Annotated in this window: 15 protein-coding genes and 1 pseudogene; 11 read left to right on the top strand and 5 right to left on the bottom strand. The window is 57.1% G+C overall.

Features of this window, described 5'->3' with window-relative positions; all coding sequences use genetic code 11:
- Window positions 1-39 precede the first annotated feature (39 nt).
- Complete coding sequence (locus tag C4S72_RS25785) at window positions 40-201, bottom strand: hypothetical protein (RefSeq protein ID WP_160115525.1); 162 nt, start codon at window positions 199-201, stop codon at window positions 40-42.
- Window positions 202-251: 50 nt separating this feature from the next.
- Window positions 252-1,343 (bottom strand): substrate-binding domain-containing protein, encoded by a 1,092-nt coding sequence (locus tag C4S72_RS14635; protein WP_104003917.1) that lies wholly within the window; start codon window positions 1,341-1,343, stop codon window positions 252-254.
- 114 nt (window positions 1,344-1,457) lie between these two features.
- Between C4S72_RS14635 and C4S72_RS14630 the strand changes: the two genes are divergently transcribed.
- Genes C4S72_RS14630 through C4S72_RS14610 form a run of 5 tightly spaced genes read left to right on the top strand, consistent with a single transcriptional unit; the run spans window position 1,458 to window position 7,510 of the window.
- Window positions 1,458-1,958, top strand: coding sequence for a formate dehydrogenase subunit gamma (locus tag C4S72_RS14630; RefSeq protein WP_104003916.1), 501 nt, complete (start codon window positions 1,458-1,460; stop codon window positions 1,956-1,958).
- A gap of 8 nt (window positions 1,959-1,966) precedes the next feature.
- Entirely contained in the window at window positions 1,967-3,556 is a 1,590-nt protein-coding gene (locus C4S72_RS14625; RefSeq protein WP_104004377.1) for a formate dehydrogenase beta subunit, read from the top strand.
- Window positions 3,557-3,558: 2 nt separating this feature from the next.
- Window positions 3,559-6,429 carry a formate dehydrogenase subunit alpha gene (gene fdhF / locus C4S72_RS14620; RefSeq protein WP_104003915.1) on the top strand — a complete coding sequence of 957 codons (2,871 nt, stop codon included), beginning with the start codon at window positions 3,559-3,561 and terminating at the stop codon, window positions 6,427-6,429.
- On the top strand, window positions 6,429-7,280 hold the full coding sequence (gene fdhD / locus C4S72_RS14615) for a formate dehydrogenase accessory sulfurtransferase FdhD (protein ID WP_104003914.1): 852 nt from the start codon (window positions 6,429-6,431) through the stop codon (window positions 7,278-7,280). Before fdhF ends, fdhD begins: the two co-directional genes overlap by 1 nt.
- Window positions 7,280-7,510: a formate dehydrogenase subunit delta gene (locus C4S72_RS14610; RefSeq protein WP_104003913.1), complete on the top strand. Its 231-nt coding sequence runs from the start codon at window positions 7,280-7,282 to the stop codon at window positions 7,508-7,510. Before fdhD ends, C4S72_RS14610 begins: the two co-directional genes overlap by 1 nt.
- A gap of 129 nt (window positions 7,511-7,639) precedes the next feature.
- Here the strand turns inward: C4S72_RS14610 and C4S72_RS14605 are convergent, their stop codons facing one another.
- A complete protein-coding gene (locus C4S72_RS14605; protein WP_104003912.1) occupies window positions 7,640-10,915 on the bottom strand; it encodes an SNF2-related protein in 3,276 nt (1,091 codons plus the stop codon).
- A 223-nt stretch (window positions 10,916-11,138) separates the two neighbouring features.
- Window positions 11,139-12,845, bottom strand: a pseudogene (locus tag C4S72_RS14600) (amidohydrolase).
- A gap of 402 nt (window positions 12,846-13,247) precedes the next feature.
- Here C4S72_RS14600 and C4S72_RS14595 point away from each other — a divergent pair.
- The 3 genes from C4S72_RS14595 to C4S72_RS14585 all read left to right on the top strand — a co-directional run bounded on the left by C4S72_RS14595 (window position 13,248) and on the right by C4S72_RS14585 (window position 15,781).
- The gene (locus C4S72_RS14595; protein WP_200826793.1) at window positions 13,248-14,465 is read left to right on the top strand and encodes a hypothetical protein; all 1,218 of its coding nucleotides are present in this window, start codon (window positions 13,248-13,250) and stop codon (window positions 14,463-14,465) included.
- 13 nt (window positions 14,466-14,478) lie between these two features.
- Window positions 14,479-14,715 (top strand): hypothetical protein, encoded by a 237-nt coding sequence (locus tag C4S72_RS14590; protein ID WP_104003911.1) that lies wholly within the window; start codon window positions 14,479-14,481, stop codon window positions 14,713-14,715.
- A 184-nt stretch (window positions 14,716-14,899) separates the two neighbouring features.
- Complete coding sequence (locus C4S72_RS14585) at window positions 14,900-15,781, top strand: alpha/beta fold hydrolase (protein WP_104003910.1); 882 nt, start codon at window positions 14,900-14,902, stop codon at window positions 15,779-15,781.
- 162 nt (window positions 15,782-15,943) lie between these two features.
- On the opposite strand, the gene C4S72_RS14580 is transcribed toward C4S72_RS14585, so the two are convergent.
- Entirely contained in the window at window positions 15,944-16,675 is a 732-nt protein-coding gene (locus C4S72_RS14580) for a dienelactone hydrolase family protein (protein WP_160115524.1), read from the bottom strand.
- Window positions 16,676-16,948: 273 nt separating this feature from the next.
- Here C4S72_RS14580 and C4S72_RS14575 point away from each other — a divergent pair, with 273 nt between their 5' ends.
- Genes C4S72_RS14575 through C4S72_RS14565 form a run of 3 tightly spaced genes read left to right on the top strand, consistent with a single transcriptional unit; the run spans window position 16,949 to window position 18,927 of the window.
- Window positions 16,949-17,788 carry an alpha/beta fold hydrolase gene (locus tag C4S72_RS14575; protein WP_200826792.1) on the top strand — a complete coding sequence of 280 codons (840 nt, stop codon included), beginning with the start codon at window positions 16,949-16,951 and terminating at the stop codon, window positions 17,786-17,788.
- Window positions 17,789-17,793: 5 nt separating this feature from the next.
- Window positions 17,794-18,078 carry an extradiol ring-cleavage dioxygenase gene (locus C4S72_RS14570; RefSeq protein WP_104003908.1) on the top strand — a complete coding sequence of 95 codons (285 nt, stop codon included), beginning with the start codon at window positions 17,794-17,796 and terminating at the stop codon, window positions 18,076-18,078.
- A 6-nt stretch (window positions 18,079-18,084) separates the two neighbouring features.
- Window positions 18,085-18,927 carry a DODA-type extradiol aromatic ring-opening family dioxygenase gene (locus tag C4S72_RS14565; protein ID WP_104003907.1) on the top strand — a complete coding sequence of 281 codons (843 nt, stop codon included), beginning with the start codon at window positions 18,085-18,087 and terminating at the stop codon, window positions 18,925-18,927.
- Window positions 18,928-18,931 lie beyond the last annotated feature (4 nt).

Here is an 18,931-nt window from a genome sequence, read left to right as displayed (position 1 = left end):
CGAGGGCGCGCCTCCTACCTTTTGTGTTCAAGACAGAGCTCAATGCTCCATTTCATTACCCCGTGGCGCAATTCCCCAAAACACCCCGCCAATGAGGGTGATGGCGGCTCCGCCGATAATCCAGCTCCAGCCCATACCGAGCAGGCCGGCGAACTCTATGCCTAAGCCTGCGAGAAACAGTAGCGCGGTCAGGTAGATCATCCGGGTCTCTCCTATGCCGTGTGGTCGCGTGTTTTCTCCAAGCCTAGCAATCAGATGCCGGATTCGCCGGAAAGAATCTCATCCGGCATGCAGATTTCCCCGCTTTGCTCTGCCCTGTAGCCGGGGAGTTTATCGACCTCGTTGCTGAAGGCTTCGCTTTGCAGGTTGCTCAGCAGAGTCTTGACGGCGGGCATACCCAGGGTGCGCTGATGGCAGGCGAGCAGGTACTGCTCTTGCGCCAGCGGGATAAAGTCGAGCCCGAATTGGCTGGCGGCGGCCTGTACACCAAACCCCGTATCGGCCATGCCGGCGGCCACATGGGCAGCGATTGCAGAGTGGGTGTACTCCACGCCGCTGCTGTCGAGCCACTCGTTGACCTCAATCGATGCGCGATGCATCAGCGCTTCCAGCAGCTGCCGCGTGCCTGAGCCCGGTTCGCGGTTGATAAAGCGGATATCCTCCCGGGCCAGATCGTTGATCGAGGTGATATTGAGCGGGTTGCCCGGCTGTACCATCAACCCCTGCTGACGGGTGATAAAGCGGATAATGCGATGGGCGCGAGGCTTGAGCAGTTTCTGCGCCTGGGCCCGCATCTGTGAATCGATCGCTTCCACCGGCAGGTGAAAGCCCGCCATATCGCACTGCTCTCTGGCGAGAGACGCCAGTGCCTCCTGACCATGGCGATACTGCAGATCCAGTTCAAACCCCTGGGCGAAGCGCGGCAGCAGTTCCACGGCGTAACCGTGACTGGCATGCAAACGCAGGCTTGGCCTACTACCCTCTAGTAATCGGGAAAGTTCCAGGTTGAGCTCGGAGGTGATGTTGTCCAGCTGGGGTTCCAGGCGGGCAATAACGCGTTTCTCCGCCCAAAGCAGTTTATCGCCCAGCGCGGTGAGGCGAGCGCCGCGGCCTTTCTCCAGCTCCACCAGTGGGGTGCCGAAAAAATCGGCCCACTTGTTGAGTTGGTTCCAGGCGTGGCGATAGGAGATTCCGGCCTTGGCGGCGGCGCTGGTGAGCTTTTTATCCTTCTCTATATGTCGCAGCAGGATAAATAGCTGAGGGTCGAGTGTGCGACCCTGATCATCACGAAAAGACCAGGTCGGAACGATATCGATTTTATGCGCTGTTTTTGAAATAGGCATTGTTTTTCATATTTGGAATATCTGCCCCTGATGGTAATTTGACCGCCACTATAAGAGCAATACATCCGTCAAAATATGCAGTGTGGTTCATATTTGGCGGTTGGAGGAATAACAATGAATACACCGGGAAGCGTTAGCTGGGAGCCGACAGCTGCGCAAGCCATCATCGATGAGCTTAAGTCAAAGCCGGGAGCGCTGCTTCCGATTCTTCATGCAATTCAGAACCGTTTCGCCTACGTGCCGGAAGAGGCGGTGGCACTGATTGCACCCGCGCTGAAGCTGTCCCGTGCTGAAGTACACGGCGTGATCAGCTTTTATCATCACTTCCGGACCCATCAGCCAGGGCGTCATGTGGTGGAGATCTGCCGTGCTGAGGCCTGCCAGGCGCAGGGTTCCCGCGCGCTGGAAGCCCATGCAAAATCCTCTCTGGGAGTGGATTACCATGGCACAACCGCTGACCGTGCGATTACGCTGGAGCCGGTTTACTGCCTGGGCAACTGCTCCTGCGGCGCTTCAGTGCGCGTAGGTGATGAAATCTACGCCCGCATGACACCGGAGAGCTTCGACGAACTGGTCGACGGCCTGCGTACCGAACGGCTGGAGGTGTTGTCATGAGTGCTGCGATGGCTACCCGTATCTATATTCCTTCCGACACCACGGCGAAAGCCCTGGGTGCGGATCGCGTTGCCCGCGTTATCGAAGCGACGGCAAAAGAGCAGGGCGTTGAGCTCGAGATCGTGCGCAACGGCACCCGTGCACTCTACTGGCTGGATCCGCTGATTGAAGTGGATACGCCGGAAGGTCGTTTCGGCTATGGCCCGGTGACGGTGAAAGACGTGGACTCCCTGTTCGCGGCCGAGTTCTGGAGCGGTGAAACCGCTCATCCGCTGGCTGTAGGTCTGGTTGAAGAGATTCCCTACCTGAAGCGTCAGCAGCGCCTGACCTTTAGCCGAGCCGGTGTTACCGATCCGCTGTCGCTGAGCGATTATGAAGCCCATGATGGCTACAAGGGTCTGCGTAACGCACTGAAACTGGAAGCCCAGGGCATCGTTGATGCGGTGAAAGCCTCCGGCCTGCGTGGCCGTGGCGGTGCAGCGTTCCCCACCGGCATCAAGTGGCAGACCGTACTGGATGCTAACTCCCCGGAGCAGCAGAAGCAGAAATACATCGTCTGCAACGCTGACGAAGGTGACTCCGGTACCTTCGCCGACCGCCTGGTGATGGAGTGCGATCCGTTCATGCTGATCGAAGGCATGACCATCGCCGGTCTAGCCGTGGGCGCAACCCAGGGTTACATCTACCTGCGCTCCGAATACCCGCTGGCCGACAAGAACCTGAATGCGGCCATCGAAAGCGCCTACGCCAACAACCTGCTGGGTGAAGATATTCTCGGCAGTGGTCGCCACTTCGATCTGGAAGTGCGTGTCGGTGCTGGCGCCTACATCTGTGGTGAAGAAACCTCGCTGCTGGAAAGCCTCGAAGGCAAGCGCGGTCTGGTCCGCGCCAAGCCGCCGCTGCCGGCCATCGTCGGCCTGTTCGGTCAGCCCACCGTGGTCAATAACGTACTGTCCCTGGCGGCGGTGCCGTTCATCCTCGACAAGGGTGCCCAGGCCTACGCTGACTGCGGTATGGGTCGTTCACGCGGTACGCTGCCGTTCCAGGTGGCTGGTAATGTGAAGCAGGGCGGTCTGGTTGAGCTGGCGTTCGGCCCGACTCTGCGTGAGTTGATGTTTGATTTCGCTGGTGGCACCCGTAACGGACGTCCGCTGCGCGCGGTCCAGGTCGGTGGCCCGCTGGGTGCTTACCTGCCGGAAAGTCAGTGGGATACACCGCTGGATTATGAAGAGTTTGCCAAGGTCGGCGCCGTGCTCGGTCACGGTGGCGTGGTCATGTTCGATGATACCGTCGACATGGGCGAGCAGGCGCGTTTCTCCATGGAGTTCTGCGTTGCCGAGTCCTGCGGTAAGTGCACTCCCTGCCGTATCGGCTCTACCCGCGGCGTCGAGGTGATCGACCGTATCCACGCCGGTCAGAATGTGGATGCCAATCTGGAACTGCTTTCCGATCTCTGCGAGACCATGCTGGACGGTTCTCTTTGTGCCATGGGCGGCATGACTCCCTTCCCGGTTCAGAGTGCGGTTAAGCACTTTGGGGAAGACTTCGTTAAACACTCAACCAGTGAGCACCTTAACAGCGTGCTGGAGGAGGCCTGATCATGTTGCAGCATTTTGATCCGAACAAAGACTACGGTACCCCGGCGTCACTGAGCGAAAAACTGGTGACCCTGGAGATCGACGGCGTTGAGATCAGCGTGCCGGAAGGCACCTCTGTCATGCGCGCTGCCGCGCTGGCCGATATCAACATTCCGAAGCTGTGTGCCACCGATAACCTGGAGTCTTTCGGTTCCTGCCGTATCTGCGCAGTGCAGATCGAAGGTCGTCGCGGCACGCCGGCGTCCTGCACCACGCCGGCCGAAGCCGGCATGAAGGTGACCACCCAGAACGAAAAGCTCGCCAAGCTACGTCGTAACATCATGGAGCTGTACATCTCCGATCACCCGCTGGACTGTTTGACCTGTCCTGCCAACGGCGATTGCGAGCTGCAGGATATGGCGGGTGCTGTCGGCCTGCGTGAAGTGCGCTACGGCTTTGATGGCGAGAACCATCTGGATGCGCCGAAAGATACCTCCAACCCGTACTTCACCTTCGATGCCAGCAAGTGCATCGTCTGCTCACGCTGCGTGCGTGCCTGCTCCGAAGTTCAGGGTACCTTCGCACTGACCATCGATGGCCGCGGTTTCGACTCCAAGGTCGCTGCCGGTCAGAACGAAGACTTCCTCGACTCCGAGTGTGTTTCCTGCGGTGCCTGTGTCCAGGCCTGCCCGACTGCCACGCTGATGGAAAACTCCGTCATCGAGATGGGGCAGCCGGAGCACAGCGTTGTCACTACCTGCGCATACTGCGGTGTGGGCTGCTCGTTCAAGGCCGAAATGAAGGGCGATCAGGTCGTCCGCATGGTGCCTTACAAGGGCGGTGAAGCGAACCACGGGCATTCCTGCGTCAAGGGCCGTTTCGCCTTTGGTTACGCGACTCACAAAGACCGTATCCGCGCGCCGATGATCCGTGATTCTATCGATCAGCCGTGGAAAGAGGTCAGCTGGGAAGAGGCTATTGGCTTCGCCGCTCGTCGCCTGAAAGAGATCCAGGCTGAACACGGTCGCGAGAGTATCGGTGGTATCACCTCATCTCGCTGCACCAACGAAGAAACCTACCTGGTACAGAAACTGATCCGTGCCGGTTTCGGTAACAACAACACCGATACCTGTGCCCGCGTCTGCCACAGCCCCACCGGCTATGGTCTGAAGCAGACTCTGGGTGAGTCCGCCGGTACCCAGACGTTCGATTCCGTGATGCAGTCCGACTGCGTGCTGGTGATCGGTGCCAACCCGACTGACGCGCACCCGGTATTCGGTTCTCTGATGCGCCGTCGCCTGCGTGAAGGCGCCAGCCTGATCGTGGCGGACCCGCGTCATATCGACCTGCTGGATACGCCGCACCTGAACGACTCCATGCACCTGCCGCTGCGCCCGGGTACCAACGTGGCCCTGGTCAACGCCCTGGCACACGTGGTGGTTACCGAAGGTCTGGAAGACAAGGAATTCATTGCCAGCCGCTGTGAAGGCGATGCCTACAGCAAATGGCGTGACTTCATCTCCGACGAGCGTCATTCACCAGAGCATATGGAAGCGGTAACCGGTGTGGCTGCTGCCGACATCCGTCAGGCTGCACGTACCTACGCGACCGCCGGCAACGCCGCGATCTATTACGGTCTGGGCGTGACCGAGCACAGCCAGGGTTCCACCATGGTGATGGGTATCGCCAACCTGGCGCTGGCCACCGGCAACATCGGCCGTGAAGGTGTGGGTGTTAACCCGTTGCGTGGTCAGAACAACGTGCAGGGATCCTGCGATATGGGCTCCTTCCCGCACGAGTTGCCGGGCTACCAGCACGTGGCTGATCCGGTTGCCCGTGGCCGCTTTGAAGCGGTCTGGGGTGTGGAGATCGATCATGAGCCGGGCCTGCGTATCCCGAACATGTTCGATGCCGCTATCGCCGGTCAATTCCGCGCCATGTACGTACAGGGCGAGGATATCGCTCAGTCCGACCCGAACACCCAGCACGTCGAACAGGCGCTGCGCGCGCTGGACTGCCTGATCGTGCAGGATATCTTCCTTAACGAGACCGCCAAGTTCGCACACGTGCTGCTGCCGGGCTCCACCTTCCTTGAGAAGAACGGCACCTTCACCAACGCCGAGCGCCGTATCAACCGCGTTCGCAAGGTGATGCCGCCGATCGCCGGTAAGGAAGACTGGGAAGTGACCGTCGAGCTGTCCAACGCCCTGGGCTACCCGATGAACTACAGTCATCCGTCCGAGATCATGGACGAGATCGCCAGCCTGACGCCGAGCTTCAAGAACGTCAGCTACGAAAAACTGGAACAGGAAGGCAGCCTGCAGTGGCCGTGTAACGACGAGCATCCGGTGGGTTCACCGATCATGCACGTGGAAAACTTCCCGATCGGCGATGGCAAGGCTCACTTCGCGATTACCGAGTTCGTGGCTACCACCGAGCGCTCAAGCCGCCGCTACCCGCTGCTGCTGACCACCGGCCGTATTCTCAGCCAGTACAACGTCGGTGCACAGACCCGTCGTACCGACAACCAGGCCTGGCATGACGAGGATATCTTGGAAGTGCATCCGCACGACGCCGAAGAGCGTGGTATCAAGGATGGCGACTGGCTGGGTATCTCCAGCCGTGCAGGTCATACCGTACTGCGCGCCCTCGTCAGCGAGCGCATGCAGCCGGGCGTGGTCTACACCACCTTCCACCACCCACACAGTGGCGCCAACGTGATCACTACCGATAACTCCGACTGGGCAACCAACTGTCCGGAGTACAAGGTGACCGCGGTGCAGGTCGAGAAAGTGACTCAGCCGTCTGAATGGCAGAAGAACTTCCACGACAACCACGAACGTCAGCAGAGCTTCCTCAAGGAAGCGGCTGCCGCGGCGGCGGAAGCTCAGTAATGAGCGCCAACCCGGGCCGCAAAGCGTTCAGGGTCACGCAGCGTCGGGGTACTGAGTCGGTAACGGCTCAGGACCTGCTGGCGGAAGAGGTCGCGGTAGCATTGGTTTACAACGGCCTCTCCCATGTGGTGATGATGGCAAGCCCGATGGACCTGGAAGACTTTGCGCTGGGTTTCAGCCTGTCGGAAGGGATCATCGAGCGGCCGGAGCAACTCTACGGTGTGGAGCAGGTACCGCAGAAACTGGGCATCGAGCTGCATATCGAGATCGCCAGCGAGTGCTTTGCAAAGCTCAAGGAGCATCGCCGTAACCTGGCCGGGCGCACCGGCTGCGGCCTCTGCGGTGCCGAGTCGCTGCAGCAGGCGGTGGCCACGCCCAAGCCTGTGCCGGCACTGGCGTTGCCAGACGGTGAGAGCATTGAAAACGCCCTGGCGCAGCTGCGGCAGAATCAGCCGCTGCAGTCCGTCACCGGCGCGGTGCATGGCGCGGCTCTGTGTGATCTGGGTGGCAATATCCTGCTGCTCAGAGAAGATGTGGGTCGTCATAACGCACTGGACAAGCTGATCGGCGCCCGTGCAGAAGATCGCGATGATTATCCTGCTAATGAGGATAGCTTCGTCCTGATCTCCAGCCGTGCCAGTTACGAGATGGTCAACAAGTGCAATGCCATGGGTATCTCGACGCTGGTGGCCGTATCGGCCCCTACCGCACTGGCCGTGGAGCATGCATCGATGGCCGGTATGAACCTGGTAGGCTTTGCCCGCACCGGACGCCACGTGGTCTATACCACCAGCGCGGCCGCTCAGAGCGGTATAACCGAAGAACAAATTAGCTTAGCGAGAGCAAAATAATGTCGCAGAGTGAAATGGACCGACTGGTCCAGATGATCAACCAGATCGCTATCAACAACATCAGCGCCGGCGATGAAAACGCCGTTGCAGAGATGATCGCCGGCCATGTTCAGAAGTTCTGGTCACGCCGGATGAAGCAGATGCTGGGCGAGTACACAGAGCAGGGCGGCGAAGAGCTGCACCCGGCTGCCAAGCTGGCAGCTGAAAAGCTGCTTAGCCAGGCAGCTTGATCCAATCGACTCAAGTACATTGTAAAGGCCGCAATTGCGGCCTTTTTGCTTTAAAACTGGATTAGATTGACATTCTTCTCTGATGCTTGTTTGGATGACAGAGCTGGCTGTTTGCAGCCTATCCATATTTCAATCTGACTCTGCCTTCGTAATAATGCAGGCAACAATCCTGCTCTCTATCGCTTTGGCATAAGGTACAGCCGGCAGTGCTGCCCTTATTTTCTGAATGGGTATGGGATCTTCGATTAACCTTGTGCGAATGTCTCTGAGCAGAATCGCCCGCTTTCGCCTTCCTGATTCAAGCTCTGCATACCAGTGTGGTCTGATCAGATCCAGCCAGTGATCGGCAATGCTGCTCCAGTCAATGGATGCTTCCCGGCTCAGCGGTGAGGAAAGTACCCTAAGCCAGATATCCAGGTACTCGCGATCAAGCCGCCCCAGTGACTCATCCTGACGATAGGCCTTGAGCACGGCTTCCATCTCCGTCAGGGCGACCTGCTTTCGCTTTGGGAGAAGTGTTCTTTCCATGCTGGCGACTCTGTCCAGGTAGCCATCCAGCAGCTTCTGCGTCTCGGGGTCGATCGGTTCGGACTGTGCGGGCAGCCCCTTGAGTCGAGCCAATAGTTTTTGCGAGATCTGCTCGAAGTCCGTGAGGAATCCCGGCTGACCATCTTCAAACATTACCCATTTGGGTGCGCTGAAGTCACTGCCTTTGATGCAGAAGAAGACCCAGGGTTTGGGGTCATTGATGATGGTGAGCTGAACCTGAATTTCGCTCTCGTGTTTTGCGATCTGTTCGTACTGAGCTTGATCAACCAGACCTTCAGAACCAATTAACGCTCTGACAGTCGTGAAAGCGTCCTCTATTTCATCCCAGTCATCCGCATGCCTGGCGTGTTCATCAACGATAGCGCGGTAATCTTCGGGCTGGCTACCCTGGCGTTTTAGAATGTCAGGCAGAGGAACATTTGAGCCGAGCAGAGTTTCTACCGTGCCATGGCGTTCGATCAGCTTGTCATCGGATCTCAGGGCAAAGGCCTTGGAATCATCCGGCCAGTAAACATCGATACGCTCGTGAAGACTGTTCATACGGTCTATGCGTCCCACACGCTGTTCGAGCAGGCGCACAACAGAGGGCATATCCAGGTTTACAACGGCCGAAGCTCTTTGGAAGTTGAGTCCTTCGGACATGGCGTCCGAGCACAGTACGATCAGCGGGTGTTTATCTTCCTCGCAGGGTTTAGGCTTCAGCCGTTCTTCGAGTTGAATTTTGAGCTTATTTCCGACTTTCCCGGTGGCGATGATGACTTCAATATCGGGGGCAATCTCGGTTATATGCGCCTTGAGATTGAATAGAGTGACCGGGTGTCGGTCGAATGCCAATACGATTTGATGGCCATTCCGCTGTATCAGATCTGTCAGTACTCTGGCTTTTGTCGATTCGCGGCTGGCATCCATGCGGTTCAATAGGTGGCAAATCTCTTCGTATCTTTGCAGCTCTTCAAGCGACGCGGATTTGTGGGCCTTGGAATCATGGATCCAGGCCGGAATATCGTTTTCCGCTATCTCGGCAGCGCACCCCGGTGGGGTGCCTGCTGCTTTCTTCAGTTCGTGAATGATTCCTTTGTGATCTGCGTGCGGCTCCATTCCCCCTTCGATGTGGGCCAGGGCGGCTTTTCTTGAGGAGCGAAGGTGGGACATTATCTGATAAATCGCTGCAGCCTTTGCGATGGCTAGGCGCCAGTCGATCAGCTCCTTGGTCGAAAACTGATCTTTCAGATGCTGCGGAACGGCGATTTTTCGTTTGATGTAGCCGATGCCTGTCAGGCTCTGAGCCAGCCTGCGGACCTCTTCGGCAATTGAGATCGCCTGATCAGACTCTCCTGTGGAGAAAGAGCAGGGATTATGTTTAGGGTAACGGCACGGACGTTGGTATTCATCGGTATAGTCGAGCGGTGCGCGATCGATTAGCGCGTTGAAATCCGCCTTTGTGCGCCGGATAGTAAAACGACTGATCTCCTTTTTTAGTTTTTTAAGGTGCTCTTCCTTCAGCGCAGGGTCTTTGTTAGCTTTTTGCAGATAATGGTTGAAGGCTTTGATACTGGCCGGGTCGAAGTTGTCAGCGCCTAAAATATTGATCAGCGAGAGCAAATCGCTCTGTCCCTTGTTGATCGGTGTAGCCGTTTGCAGGATGACATGATCGGCCATGTTGCGAAGCAGAAAACGGGTGCGGTTGGAGCTTTCGTTCAGGTAGTTATGGGCTTCATCGACACAGAGAATCTGAGACTGTTTCAGTGACAGGTCGACCAACTGCGCATCCCCTTTATCCTTGCTTCCACTGAGGAGCCCCTGAGAGTAGGGTTGTATCTGCAGACCATGCAGTGTCGTTTCTTGCAGCCAGTTATGCCGCACACCCGGTGGACAGATCAGCGTCGTGTATGCACTGTTCCGGGCGCGGCCCTTTTTCCATATCCGGTCGTGGACCGCACGCAGTAGCACCGACCCTAGGCGGGTTTTGCCTGAGCCGGTGGCATCGGCAAGTAACACACTCCCTAGTTGATCGAGAACGCACAGCGCCTGGGCGACGCCCTGGCGTTGTGCGGGCCAGATTGTCGTGTTCTTAATCGGTGTAATAGAGTCGATATACTGGTCCGCCCAGTGTCCTTCCAGTAGTTCGGCACAGGCGCGTGCCAGGGATTCAGGCCAGGTCGCAGTACGTAGCAGTTTTCTCAGTAGCTCATAAAGGGTATCGGTATAATCGACGGCGCGTTTATCCTCCCAGAGGGTTTCGGCAAACTGGCGGACCTCGCTATAGCGATCAGTCTCGTCTTTGCGGCGAGGACAACTATTTTTCTTTTGTTCATCATCAAGCTTTTTAAAGCAGACATTCCCTTCGATATTCCGTGTCAAACCATTCAACGAGAAGTTCGATGATCCGATCGCTGCATGATCCTCCGCCAAGTAGATCTTGGCGTGCAGCATACGATGGGGGAGGTCGAGATACTGAGCCTCCACTCTTTGCAGCTCAAATTTTTGCAGAGTTCTGACCAGCGCCAGACTTTGACGGAGTGAGAGCCCCTGGCTCAGCCAGTAGGCCTCAACCTCTTCGGGGTAGGATTGCTGTATCGGTTTATAGGCATTGGCGCTGGAGAGGCTGGGTTCATTACCCAGAAGCAACTGGAAATAGGAGCTGTCTGGCAGTTCGCTGATAAAGTTAACCAGCTGTTTGAGCGAGGTGTAGCCGGTGATGATAAACGGACGGTTGGAGCGCAGCAGGAAGCCGTTCAGTACTTCTTTTACCGTATTCCGGTTGAAGTTATGCGGCATGCGTAGCGCTGATGGGTAGCCGTTCAGGCTTTCCTCGGATGGAACAGTATCTTCATTTAGCCAGTCATATTGTGTCATAGCGTTCCTGCTAGAGTTTCCCTCTATCCATTAAACAGGCGATGGGCTTGTAGCCTGCGGGGCTTTTGCGGTAAACAATAACGTTATGAACTATAAGCAATTGATCTGATTGACGCGATATCAGATAACGAACTTGGGCTAATCCGCTCTGCAAATCGAGTGCACTAAAAAGGCCGCGTTATGCGGCCTTTTTCGTTATGGGGTGGTTAATGAACGGCCCAGCTCAGTTGACTCCCTGGTGCCAGGCGTCCAGCAGGTGATGTGCGTTTTCCTGGTCCGCAATCAACGGGGGGCGTCGCAGTGCGTTCGCGGCCATCTCGCCATTGGCCTGATAGACAACTTCGCCATCCTTGATGGTCATGAGTACCTGGAGTTGATCCAGGGTTTCCGGGTCGATGGCGGTCGGGTCTGCAGACAGGATGACAAAGTCGGCGACCTTGCCTTTCTCGATGCTGCCCTTGCTGTTTTCCTCAAACTGCTGCCAGGCGGGCCAGAGGGTCATCGCCTTGAGTGCTGTCATCACGTCAACGCGTTGCGTAGGCCCCAGGATATCGCCGGAACGGGTTCGGCGGGTAACGGTGGCATCGAGTATTCGCATGCTGTCGGGGAAGGCTACGGGGGCGTCATGGTGGGAGCCGAACATCATATCGCGTGCACGTACCCAGCCGGTCGGCGAGATGTTCTCGGCGTTAACCGGGCCGACGGTGTGGTCCCGGTGCCAGTCGCCCCAGTAGAAGGTGTGCATCGGGAACAGCGACATAAACACGCCCAGCTCCTTGTAGCTGTCCACCTGGTCCTCACGCAGGAACTGACCGTGAATCAGCACCGGGCGGTTACCCGGGTCGCCATAGGTCTGCTGCGCACTCTTCAATGCATCGATCAGCATATCGGATGCGCCCTCGCCATTAGCATGGGTGATCACCTGCATATCATGTTGATAGCACCAGTTCACCGCATCCTGTACCTGCTCCATGGTCACCGCAGCGTAGCCGGCATAACCTTCCGGGTAGTCGCCCACGGGGTCGTAATAGGGGCGGTCACGCAGGGCGGTGAACCCCTGGGGAGAGCCATCAATGGTCAGTTTGCAGCCGCCCACCCGAACATGGCCCGTATAGTCGTTTGAAACATTGGCTTCCAGGGAGTCTTTGGCTTCGAGAACGTCGGGAAAGGCGATAACGTCGATCGGCAGCTTGCCGGCCTGGTCTACCGCTTTCAGCGCCTCAACGACGCTGCCGGAAGAGCGGCCATCCTGGGCGGTGGTATAGCCGAACTGTGCCCACATCTTTGCACCGGCCGCGGCAAAGGCCTGGAGTCCCTCGGGGCCGAGTTCAGACAGCATCGGCACCAGCGTTGTGAAAAAAGCGTACTCTTCCAGCACGCCGTTTGGCTCGCCGTTACTATCCCTGCGAATGACACCACCGGCGGGATTCTCCGTGGATGCGTTGATGCCGGCCATCTCCAGCGCTTTCGAATTCGCCACACCCAGATGGCCTGACTGGTGCACGATCATTATCGGGTATTCGGCGGATACGGCGTCCAAGTCCTCGCGGGTAGGGTGCCTGAGCTCCTTGAGCTGGGCGTTGTCGTAGCCGAAACCGATGATCATTTCGATCTGTTTGACCGCCTCGGCATTGGTTTCAGCCCAGTTACGCAGGCTCTGCTACAGGCTGGCGATATCGGTAACTTTGCCATCCGGCGGCGCAAGCAGGTTAGCTGACAGGGCCTGAATGCCGCCCATCACCACATGACCATGGCTGTCGACAAAACCTGGCAGCAGTGCACGGCCTTCCAGGTCGATCAGTTGAGTAGCGTCGGTCTGAAACGAGGTGACATCGGCCAGGTCACCGACTGCTAGAATCTGGCCATCTTTTACGGCTACGGCCTCAGCGGTGGGTTGAGCGTCGTTGATTGTCAGGATGGAACCACCCATATAGATGGTATCTGCGGTGTCTTGTGCCGCTGCTATGCCGGAAAGGAAAAGACCAGTGCCGAGAAGAAGGGGGGCGTACGCTTTGCTGACCATGCGGGGTGTCCTCCATGATGGGTCCTATGAAACTTAGACAAGATCAGCAGAAAGGCCAAAAATTGCTTTTTACTCAAACTCCTATGTTTTTTATGGAAAACGGGCGTCTGACCTGAAGTTAAGGTAAAAGGCCTGTCGAAATAGGATGGGGAGCGGCGTTGAAGTGGTTGCTCTTATTGCTGCGCAGGTAGGACTCAATCCACTGAAAAGGCGTGGCAGCTCGGTGTCGGTCCGCTATACGGGAACTACACTGCTATCCAGTACAGCCAATTAACATCCTGTTGGTCTTTAACTGCAGAGGTTCGAAGTATGAACGATCCGCGTACCGGTATGGCGATCACTACCGAGTCGGAGCAGGCGGCGCAGGATTATCTGGATGCCGTAGATCGGATTCTGGGCTCCGAGTCCGGCGCTAAAGAGCTGCTCGATAGGGCGCTGGAGCAGGATCCGGGTTTCGCACTGGCTATGACCGCCCGCTACATGCTTGCAAAGGACGGAAACGATCCTGCGGCTGATGACCTGCGCGCCAAGGCCCAGTTCCTGGCCCAACAGGCGGCGCCCTGGGAGCGGGCTCATATCGAAGCCCTGATCGGTTTGCTGACCGATCCTTACGCAAACCTTGCGCAAACCGAGGCCTATGTTGCTGCTAATCCCGGCGATCTGCTGATCATCTCCCAGCTATCCGGCTACCTGATTTTCTATGGTGGCCCGGAAAAACTGACCCGGGTTCTAAATATTCTTCAAGCTTCCGAGACGACGTTGGGTGATGACTGGGCGTTCCTGGCGCGTTTGGGTTTTGCCATCAGTGAAGCGGGAGATCCGGCGCAGGGGCGGGAGGTTCAGGAGCGGGCGCTGAAACGGCGGCCTCATTCCCTCTACACCATCCACGGCTATTCTCACATTCTGCATGATCTGGGTGTGCCGGATGAGGCCGAGACTCTTATTCATACCTGGCTTGATCGGCATAAAGCGACCGCAGAGGGTGGCGCCCTGTATGGGCACCTGCAGTGGCATCTGGCATTGGCCGAATGGCAGGTGGGTAAGCGGGATGAAGCCTGGGAGCGCTACCAGCGTTACAGCGCCCCGGAAACCACCACCTGCGGCCCGGTACTGACACTGGCCGACTGCGGCGGCTTTTTACTGCGCGATTATCTGAAAACGGGAGAAGCCTCGCCGCTGACTCCAGCGGTAGCGGAGCTGGCAGCGCGGTTCGAAGGAATGCTGGCGCATCCGTTTATTGCCTTGCATGTGGCGGGTATTTACGCGGCGACAGGAAACCTTGCCGGACTGGATGGCTGTGCGGCGCTTATTCGTGAGAAAGAGGCGAGCAGTAATCGTGATCTTGCGCTGCAATTGGTATGGGCGATCAGTCAGTTTGCTCGGGCCGAATTTCAGCAGGCGGCCCAGATGTTGGGCGGAGTCACAGAGCCGCAACGTATCGGTGTGGGCGGAAGCAGGGTCGAGCGGATGCTGATCGATCTACGTGAGGAAAAGGCTCAAGAGAACTTCAGGGTAATGAATCCTTAGCAGGAGAGAGCTGATGAGACTGGTTATCCTACTGATCGCCGTATTGCTGGTGGGTCTGCTCGTTTACAAGCAGGTCGGTCCCGGTGTTGTGCAGCCATCCGAAACGGCCGACGCGCTTTCATCCCCGGATGCTCCGCAAGTGCCGACGACACCTCAGCAGGTCAAGGAGTTTGGTGCGCAGATGAACGAGTACATGAACGAAGAAGCGGAAAAAAGAGCGGCCGCTATCGAGAAAGCCACCTCGCAGTAAGGTGGCTTTGCGATCCGCTTACCAACCCCCTGGTCCCGAATTTTCCGGTCTGTGCAATTCCTCCTCAGTGGTGATCCTGCGTTTTCAGAAATGTGCCATTTTTCACTGTCTGAACCTTTCACTCAGCGTATAGATCGCCGGCCTGATTTCTCTAGCCTGTAAGAAAAAATACTCAGGAGGGCGTATGGAAATGGATGGCGTGATTGCAGGCTTCGAGCGGGTGCAGGTACCTGGTGATGGGATAACCGTAGATGCTCTGGTGGGCGGAGAGGGGCCGCCGCTACTGCTGCTGCACGGCTATCCGCAGACGCGGATGATCTGGAAGAAAGTGGCGCCTGTTCTGGCCCGCTCTTTTACACTGGTGATCCCCGATCTGCGCGGTTATGGCCGTTCCGAGAAGCCCCTGGATGAGACCAGACCGGAGCTTTACTGCAAACGGCAGATGGCGCGGGATCAGCTTGCGACCATGCGGCATCTTGGCTTTGATTCCTTTCATGTTGCCGGGCATGACCGCGGCGCCAGGGTGGCTTACCGGCTGGCGTTTGATTATCCGGAGGCGGTCAAGCGGCTTGCCGTTATCGATATCATACCCACGCTGGATCTGTTTGCAGCCAGCGGCGAGGCGTTTATGGGGATGTTTCACTGGAGTTTTCTGGCGCAGCCCTATCCATTGCCGGAGATGCTGCTCGAGGGACGTGCTGACCGTTTTGCGCTCGCCCTGATGCAGCGCTGGGTTAAACCTGGCTTCAAGTTCGATGAGGAAGCGCTGGAAGATTACCTGCTGAGTAACCGGAATCCTGCTGTGGTTCGAGCGGGCTGCGACGACTACCGTGCAGCCTGGTTGTTTGACCGTTTACACGACCAGGAAAGTCTCGCTAAAGGGCAGCTCGAAATGCCGGTGCTGGCGCTCTGGGGCGCTGCAGGAGCGGTCGGCAAGGCATCGCCGCTGGAGATCTGGGCGCGTTGGGCAAAAGACTTGTGTGGCGAGGCGTTACCTGCAGGTCACTTTGTGCCCGAAGAGGCGCCGGAAGAGACGGCCCGGGCACTGCGGGCGTTTTTCAGTTAACTCCCTGTCGTTTTGGCCCTGCCTGGCAGTGCTTCACCCCTGCGAAAAAATCAGCTTTTCAGGCGTACCTGGCCCTACTTTATGTTTAAGCGGGGCCTCAGCGTACGCCGTATTTGGGGCCTTGATCATTTGTGGCGCCTCCTGTCTGCTTGAAGGTTCCTCTTAAGCGTCTTTTCCTTCACTGGCCTTGTTGGCTTCGCTGACCTCTGCAATCAGATCGGTTGCCAGTCGCCAGGAACGCCGGTCCGCGAGAGGGCTGTATGAGACTCCGGCCGCAGGGTTGTTCGAGCCAGGTATTGCGAACGAATGTGCGGTTCCGCTGAAGCTGATAAACGACATGTCGAGCTGGTTTTGATCGAAGTAGTCCAGGGTCTCTGCGATCTCCTGGCGCGTCACCATTGGGTCGGCGCTGCCGTTCAGGATCAAAAAGCGGCATCCGCTCGTCAGGGCGGGCAGGTCTTTCGGGAAAGAGAGCAGGCCGTGGAAGCTGATCGAGGCGCGCAGCTCGCTATCGATAAGCCCGAGTTGCAGGGTGCAGAGCCCGCCGAGGCAATAGCCCAGGCTAAGTTTGTTCTCGTAGGCGCCAAGCTCCCGCTCGATCTCTGACTTCAGTGTCTGCAGATGCTGGCGCAACGCTTCGAAGTCCGCCACCAGGTTTTGCATCGCCTCTTGGCGTCCCTCCATGGAGGTGAGATCTGTGCGACTGCCGTGGTAGTCGACAATGACCGCATCCAGCCCCATGCCGTTAAGACGCTTCGCGACTGCCCTTTCAAATGCGCTGATACCCGCCCAGGTGGGAAAGATCAGGGCGAGAGTTCTCGTCTTTCCATCGGTTGCGAAAAATTCATGAGAATGCAGTCCTGTATGGACGGTGCGACTGATAGATGTTCTCAAAACAATCTCCTTAACCCGCTACATCTGTGTATTTTTTGTCGGACTTTTGCAGTGGATGTCTGGCCAGGATAAAAAAATAAATAAAAAAATTCATCTATTAGGTGAGAAAAATACAGCCTGATGAGTTCTTTTGTTTTTTATCAAGTATTTGATATATAAAGATTTATTTGTGGTTTTCCGTTGTTTTTAAAGCGCCCGTCTGACCGTTTTTTCGAAAACCTCTAGGCATTGACGCACATCAATAGGGTGATTATATTCGCCATACAGTTGTGTATGTTGAGTGTGGAGGAAGAGATGGTCGAAGCGGATCGCAAGTACGTTCAGGCAGCGGGTCATGAGACTGCCTACTTCGAATGTGGCCAGGGTGCGCCCCTGCTGTTGCTGCATGGTTCAGGCCCCGGCGTTTCAGGCTGGACCAACTGGAGTGGTGTCATGGACCAGTTGGCCGAGAACTTTCACGTCATCGTTCCGGACATCGCCGGCTTCGGTTTTACCGAGTTCAAAGACGGTACCGAGTACGACATCAAGTTCTGGGTGAACCACCTGGTTGAGTTCATGGATGCGCTGGGTATCGATCGTGCCTCCCTGGTGGGTAACTCCTTCGGTGGTGCTGTGGGCCTCGGCCTTGCGCTGTTCAACCCTGAACGCCTCGACAAGCTGGTGCTGCTGGGTACTCCGGCAGGTACTTTCGTACAGACCAAGGGCCTGGCTGGCGCCTGGCTGTATGAGCCGTCCGTCGAGAACATGCGTGCGCTGATGGAGCTCTTCCCCTACGACAAGAGCCTGATCACCGATGAACTGGTGCAGTCCCGCTACGAGGCCAGCGCCCGTGCCGGTGCCCAGGAAGCGCTGCGCAAGCTGATTCCTCAGCCGTCTGAAGATGGCGAAACCATGGTCAAGGCGTTCCCGGAAAAGGCAGTTCGCAACATTAAGGCCCAGACCCTGGTTCTGCACGGTCGTCAGGATGGCGTGGTGCCGCTGCAGTGTGGCCTTGCCCTGGCAGAGAACATTCCCAATGCCGACCTTTTCGTGTTTGCACAGTGCGGTCACTGGGTGCAGACGGAACAGAAACAGAAGTTTCTCAATATCGTAACCAGCTTTATTGGCGGGTAAGTCTGATGAAACGAGATGTATTGGAACGGGTGTTGTGGAGCCTGTCGATCGACCGGTTCTCAAAAGAAAAATTCAAAGAAAACCCGGAAAAGTTCCTCGGCCGCTTCCCGTTGGATGCCGAGGATGTCCGCATGATCCTGGAGTTTGACGTCAAAAAGCTCCAGGAGGTTGGCGTGAATCCGATGCTGACAATGGGTTACTGGATCGAGATGTCTCCCGATCGACAGATGTCTTCTTATAACAAAAAGCTCGGCTCTGAATCCGAGTACTCAGCGTCAATCAAGGGGTAAGCAGATATGGCACAGATAGTTGGCGGATTTTTGGTGCCGCATGATCCGGTCATGTTTGTCGCCGGTGATGCGGCGCCCGCAGACAAAGCCGAAAAGGTATGGGGCGCGTTTGAAACCTGCGCTCAGCGTCTGGCGGATAGTGGTGCAACCACCGTGATCATCGTCGGCAACGATCACTACATGCTGTTTGGCACTACCTGCCTGCCGAAGTACTGCATCGCGACCGGTCACCTGGAAGGTCCGCTGGATCAGCTTCCTGGCCTCAAGCGTGGCCAGATCGAGAACAACGAAGCGCTGGCGACGGCTATCGCCGAGCACGGTGCAGAGAACGGTTTTGACTGGTCCGTAGCCCGCTCTTTCACCACCGATCACTCTTTCTCTATTCCGCACCAGTTGATCGTGCGCCGGGCGGAAGAGTTGAGCGGTCGCAGCATCGCGGCGATCCCGGTGTATCTGGCCAGCGCGGTGGACCCCTACATCACCACCGAGCGTTCCCGTGAGCTGGGTGCGCAGATGAATGCGGCGATTGAAGCCTTCGCCGGTGATGACAAGGTTGCGGTGATCGGTAGTGGCGGCATCAGTCACTGGGTCGGTACCAAGGAGTCCGGCAAGGTCAACGAAGCGTTCGACCGTCGCGTGATCGACAGCTGCTGCAGCCTGGATATGGATGGCCTGGCCTCTCTGAGCAATGAAGAGATTCTAGAAGAGGGTGGTAACGGTGCGATGGAGATCCGCAACTTTCTGTGTGCCATGGCGGCCGTCAATCCGGTGAGTACCGATCTGGTCGAATACCAGCCGGTGCCGGAGTGGGTGACCGGGCTCGGATTCATTGAACTCAAGGTAGCGTGAGGGG

Source organism: Marinobacterium lutimaris (assembly GCF_900108065.1).
Lineage (GTDB): Bacteria > Pseudomonadota > Gammaproteobacteria > Pseudomonadales > Balneatricaceae > Marinobacterium_D > Marinobacterium_D lutimaris.
The sequence above is the reverse complement of the archived record's forward strand: the minus strand, read 5'-3'. Positions and strand labels throughout refer to the sequence as shown.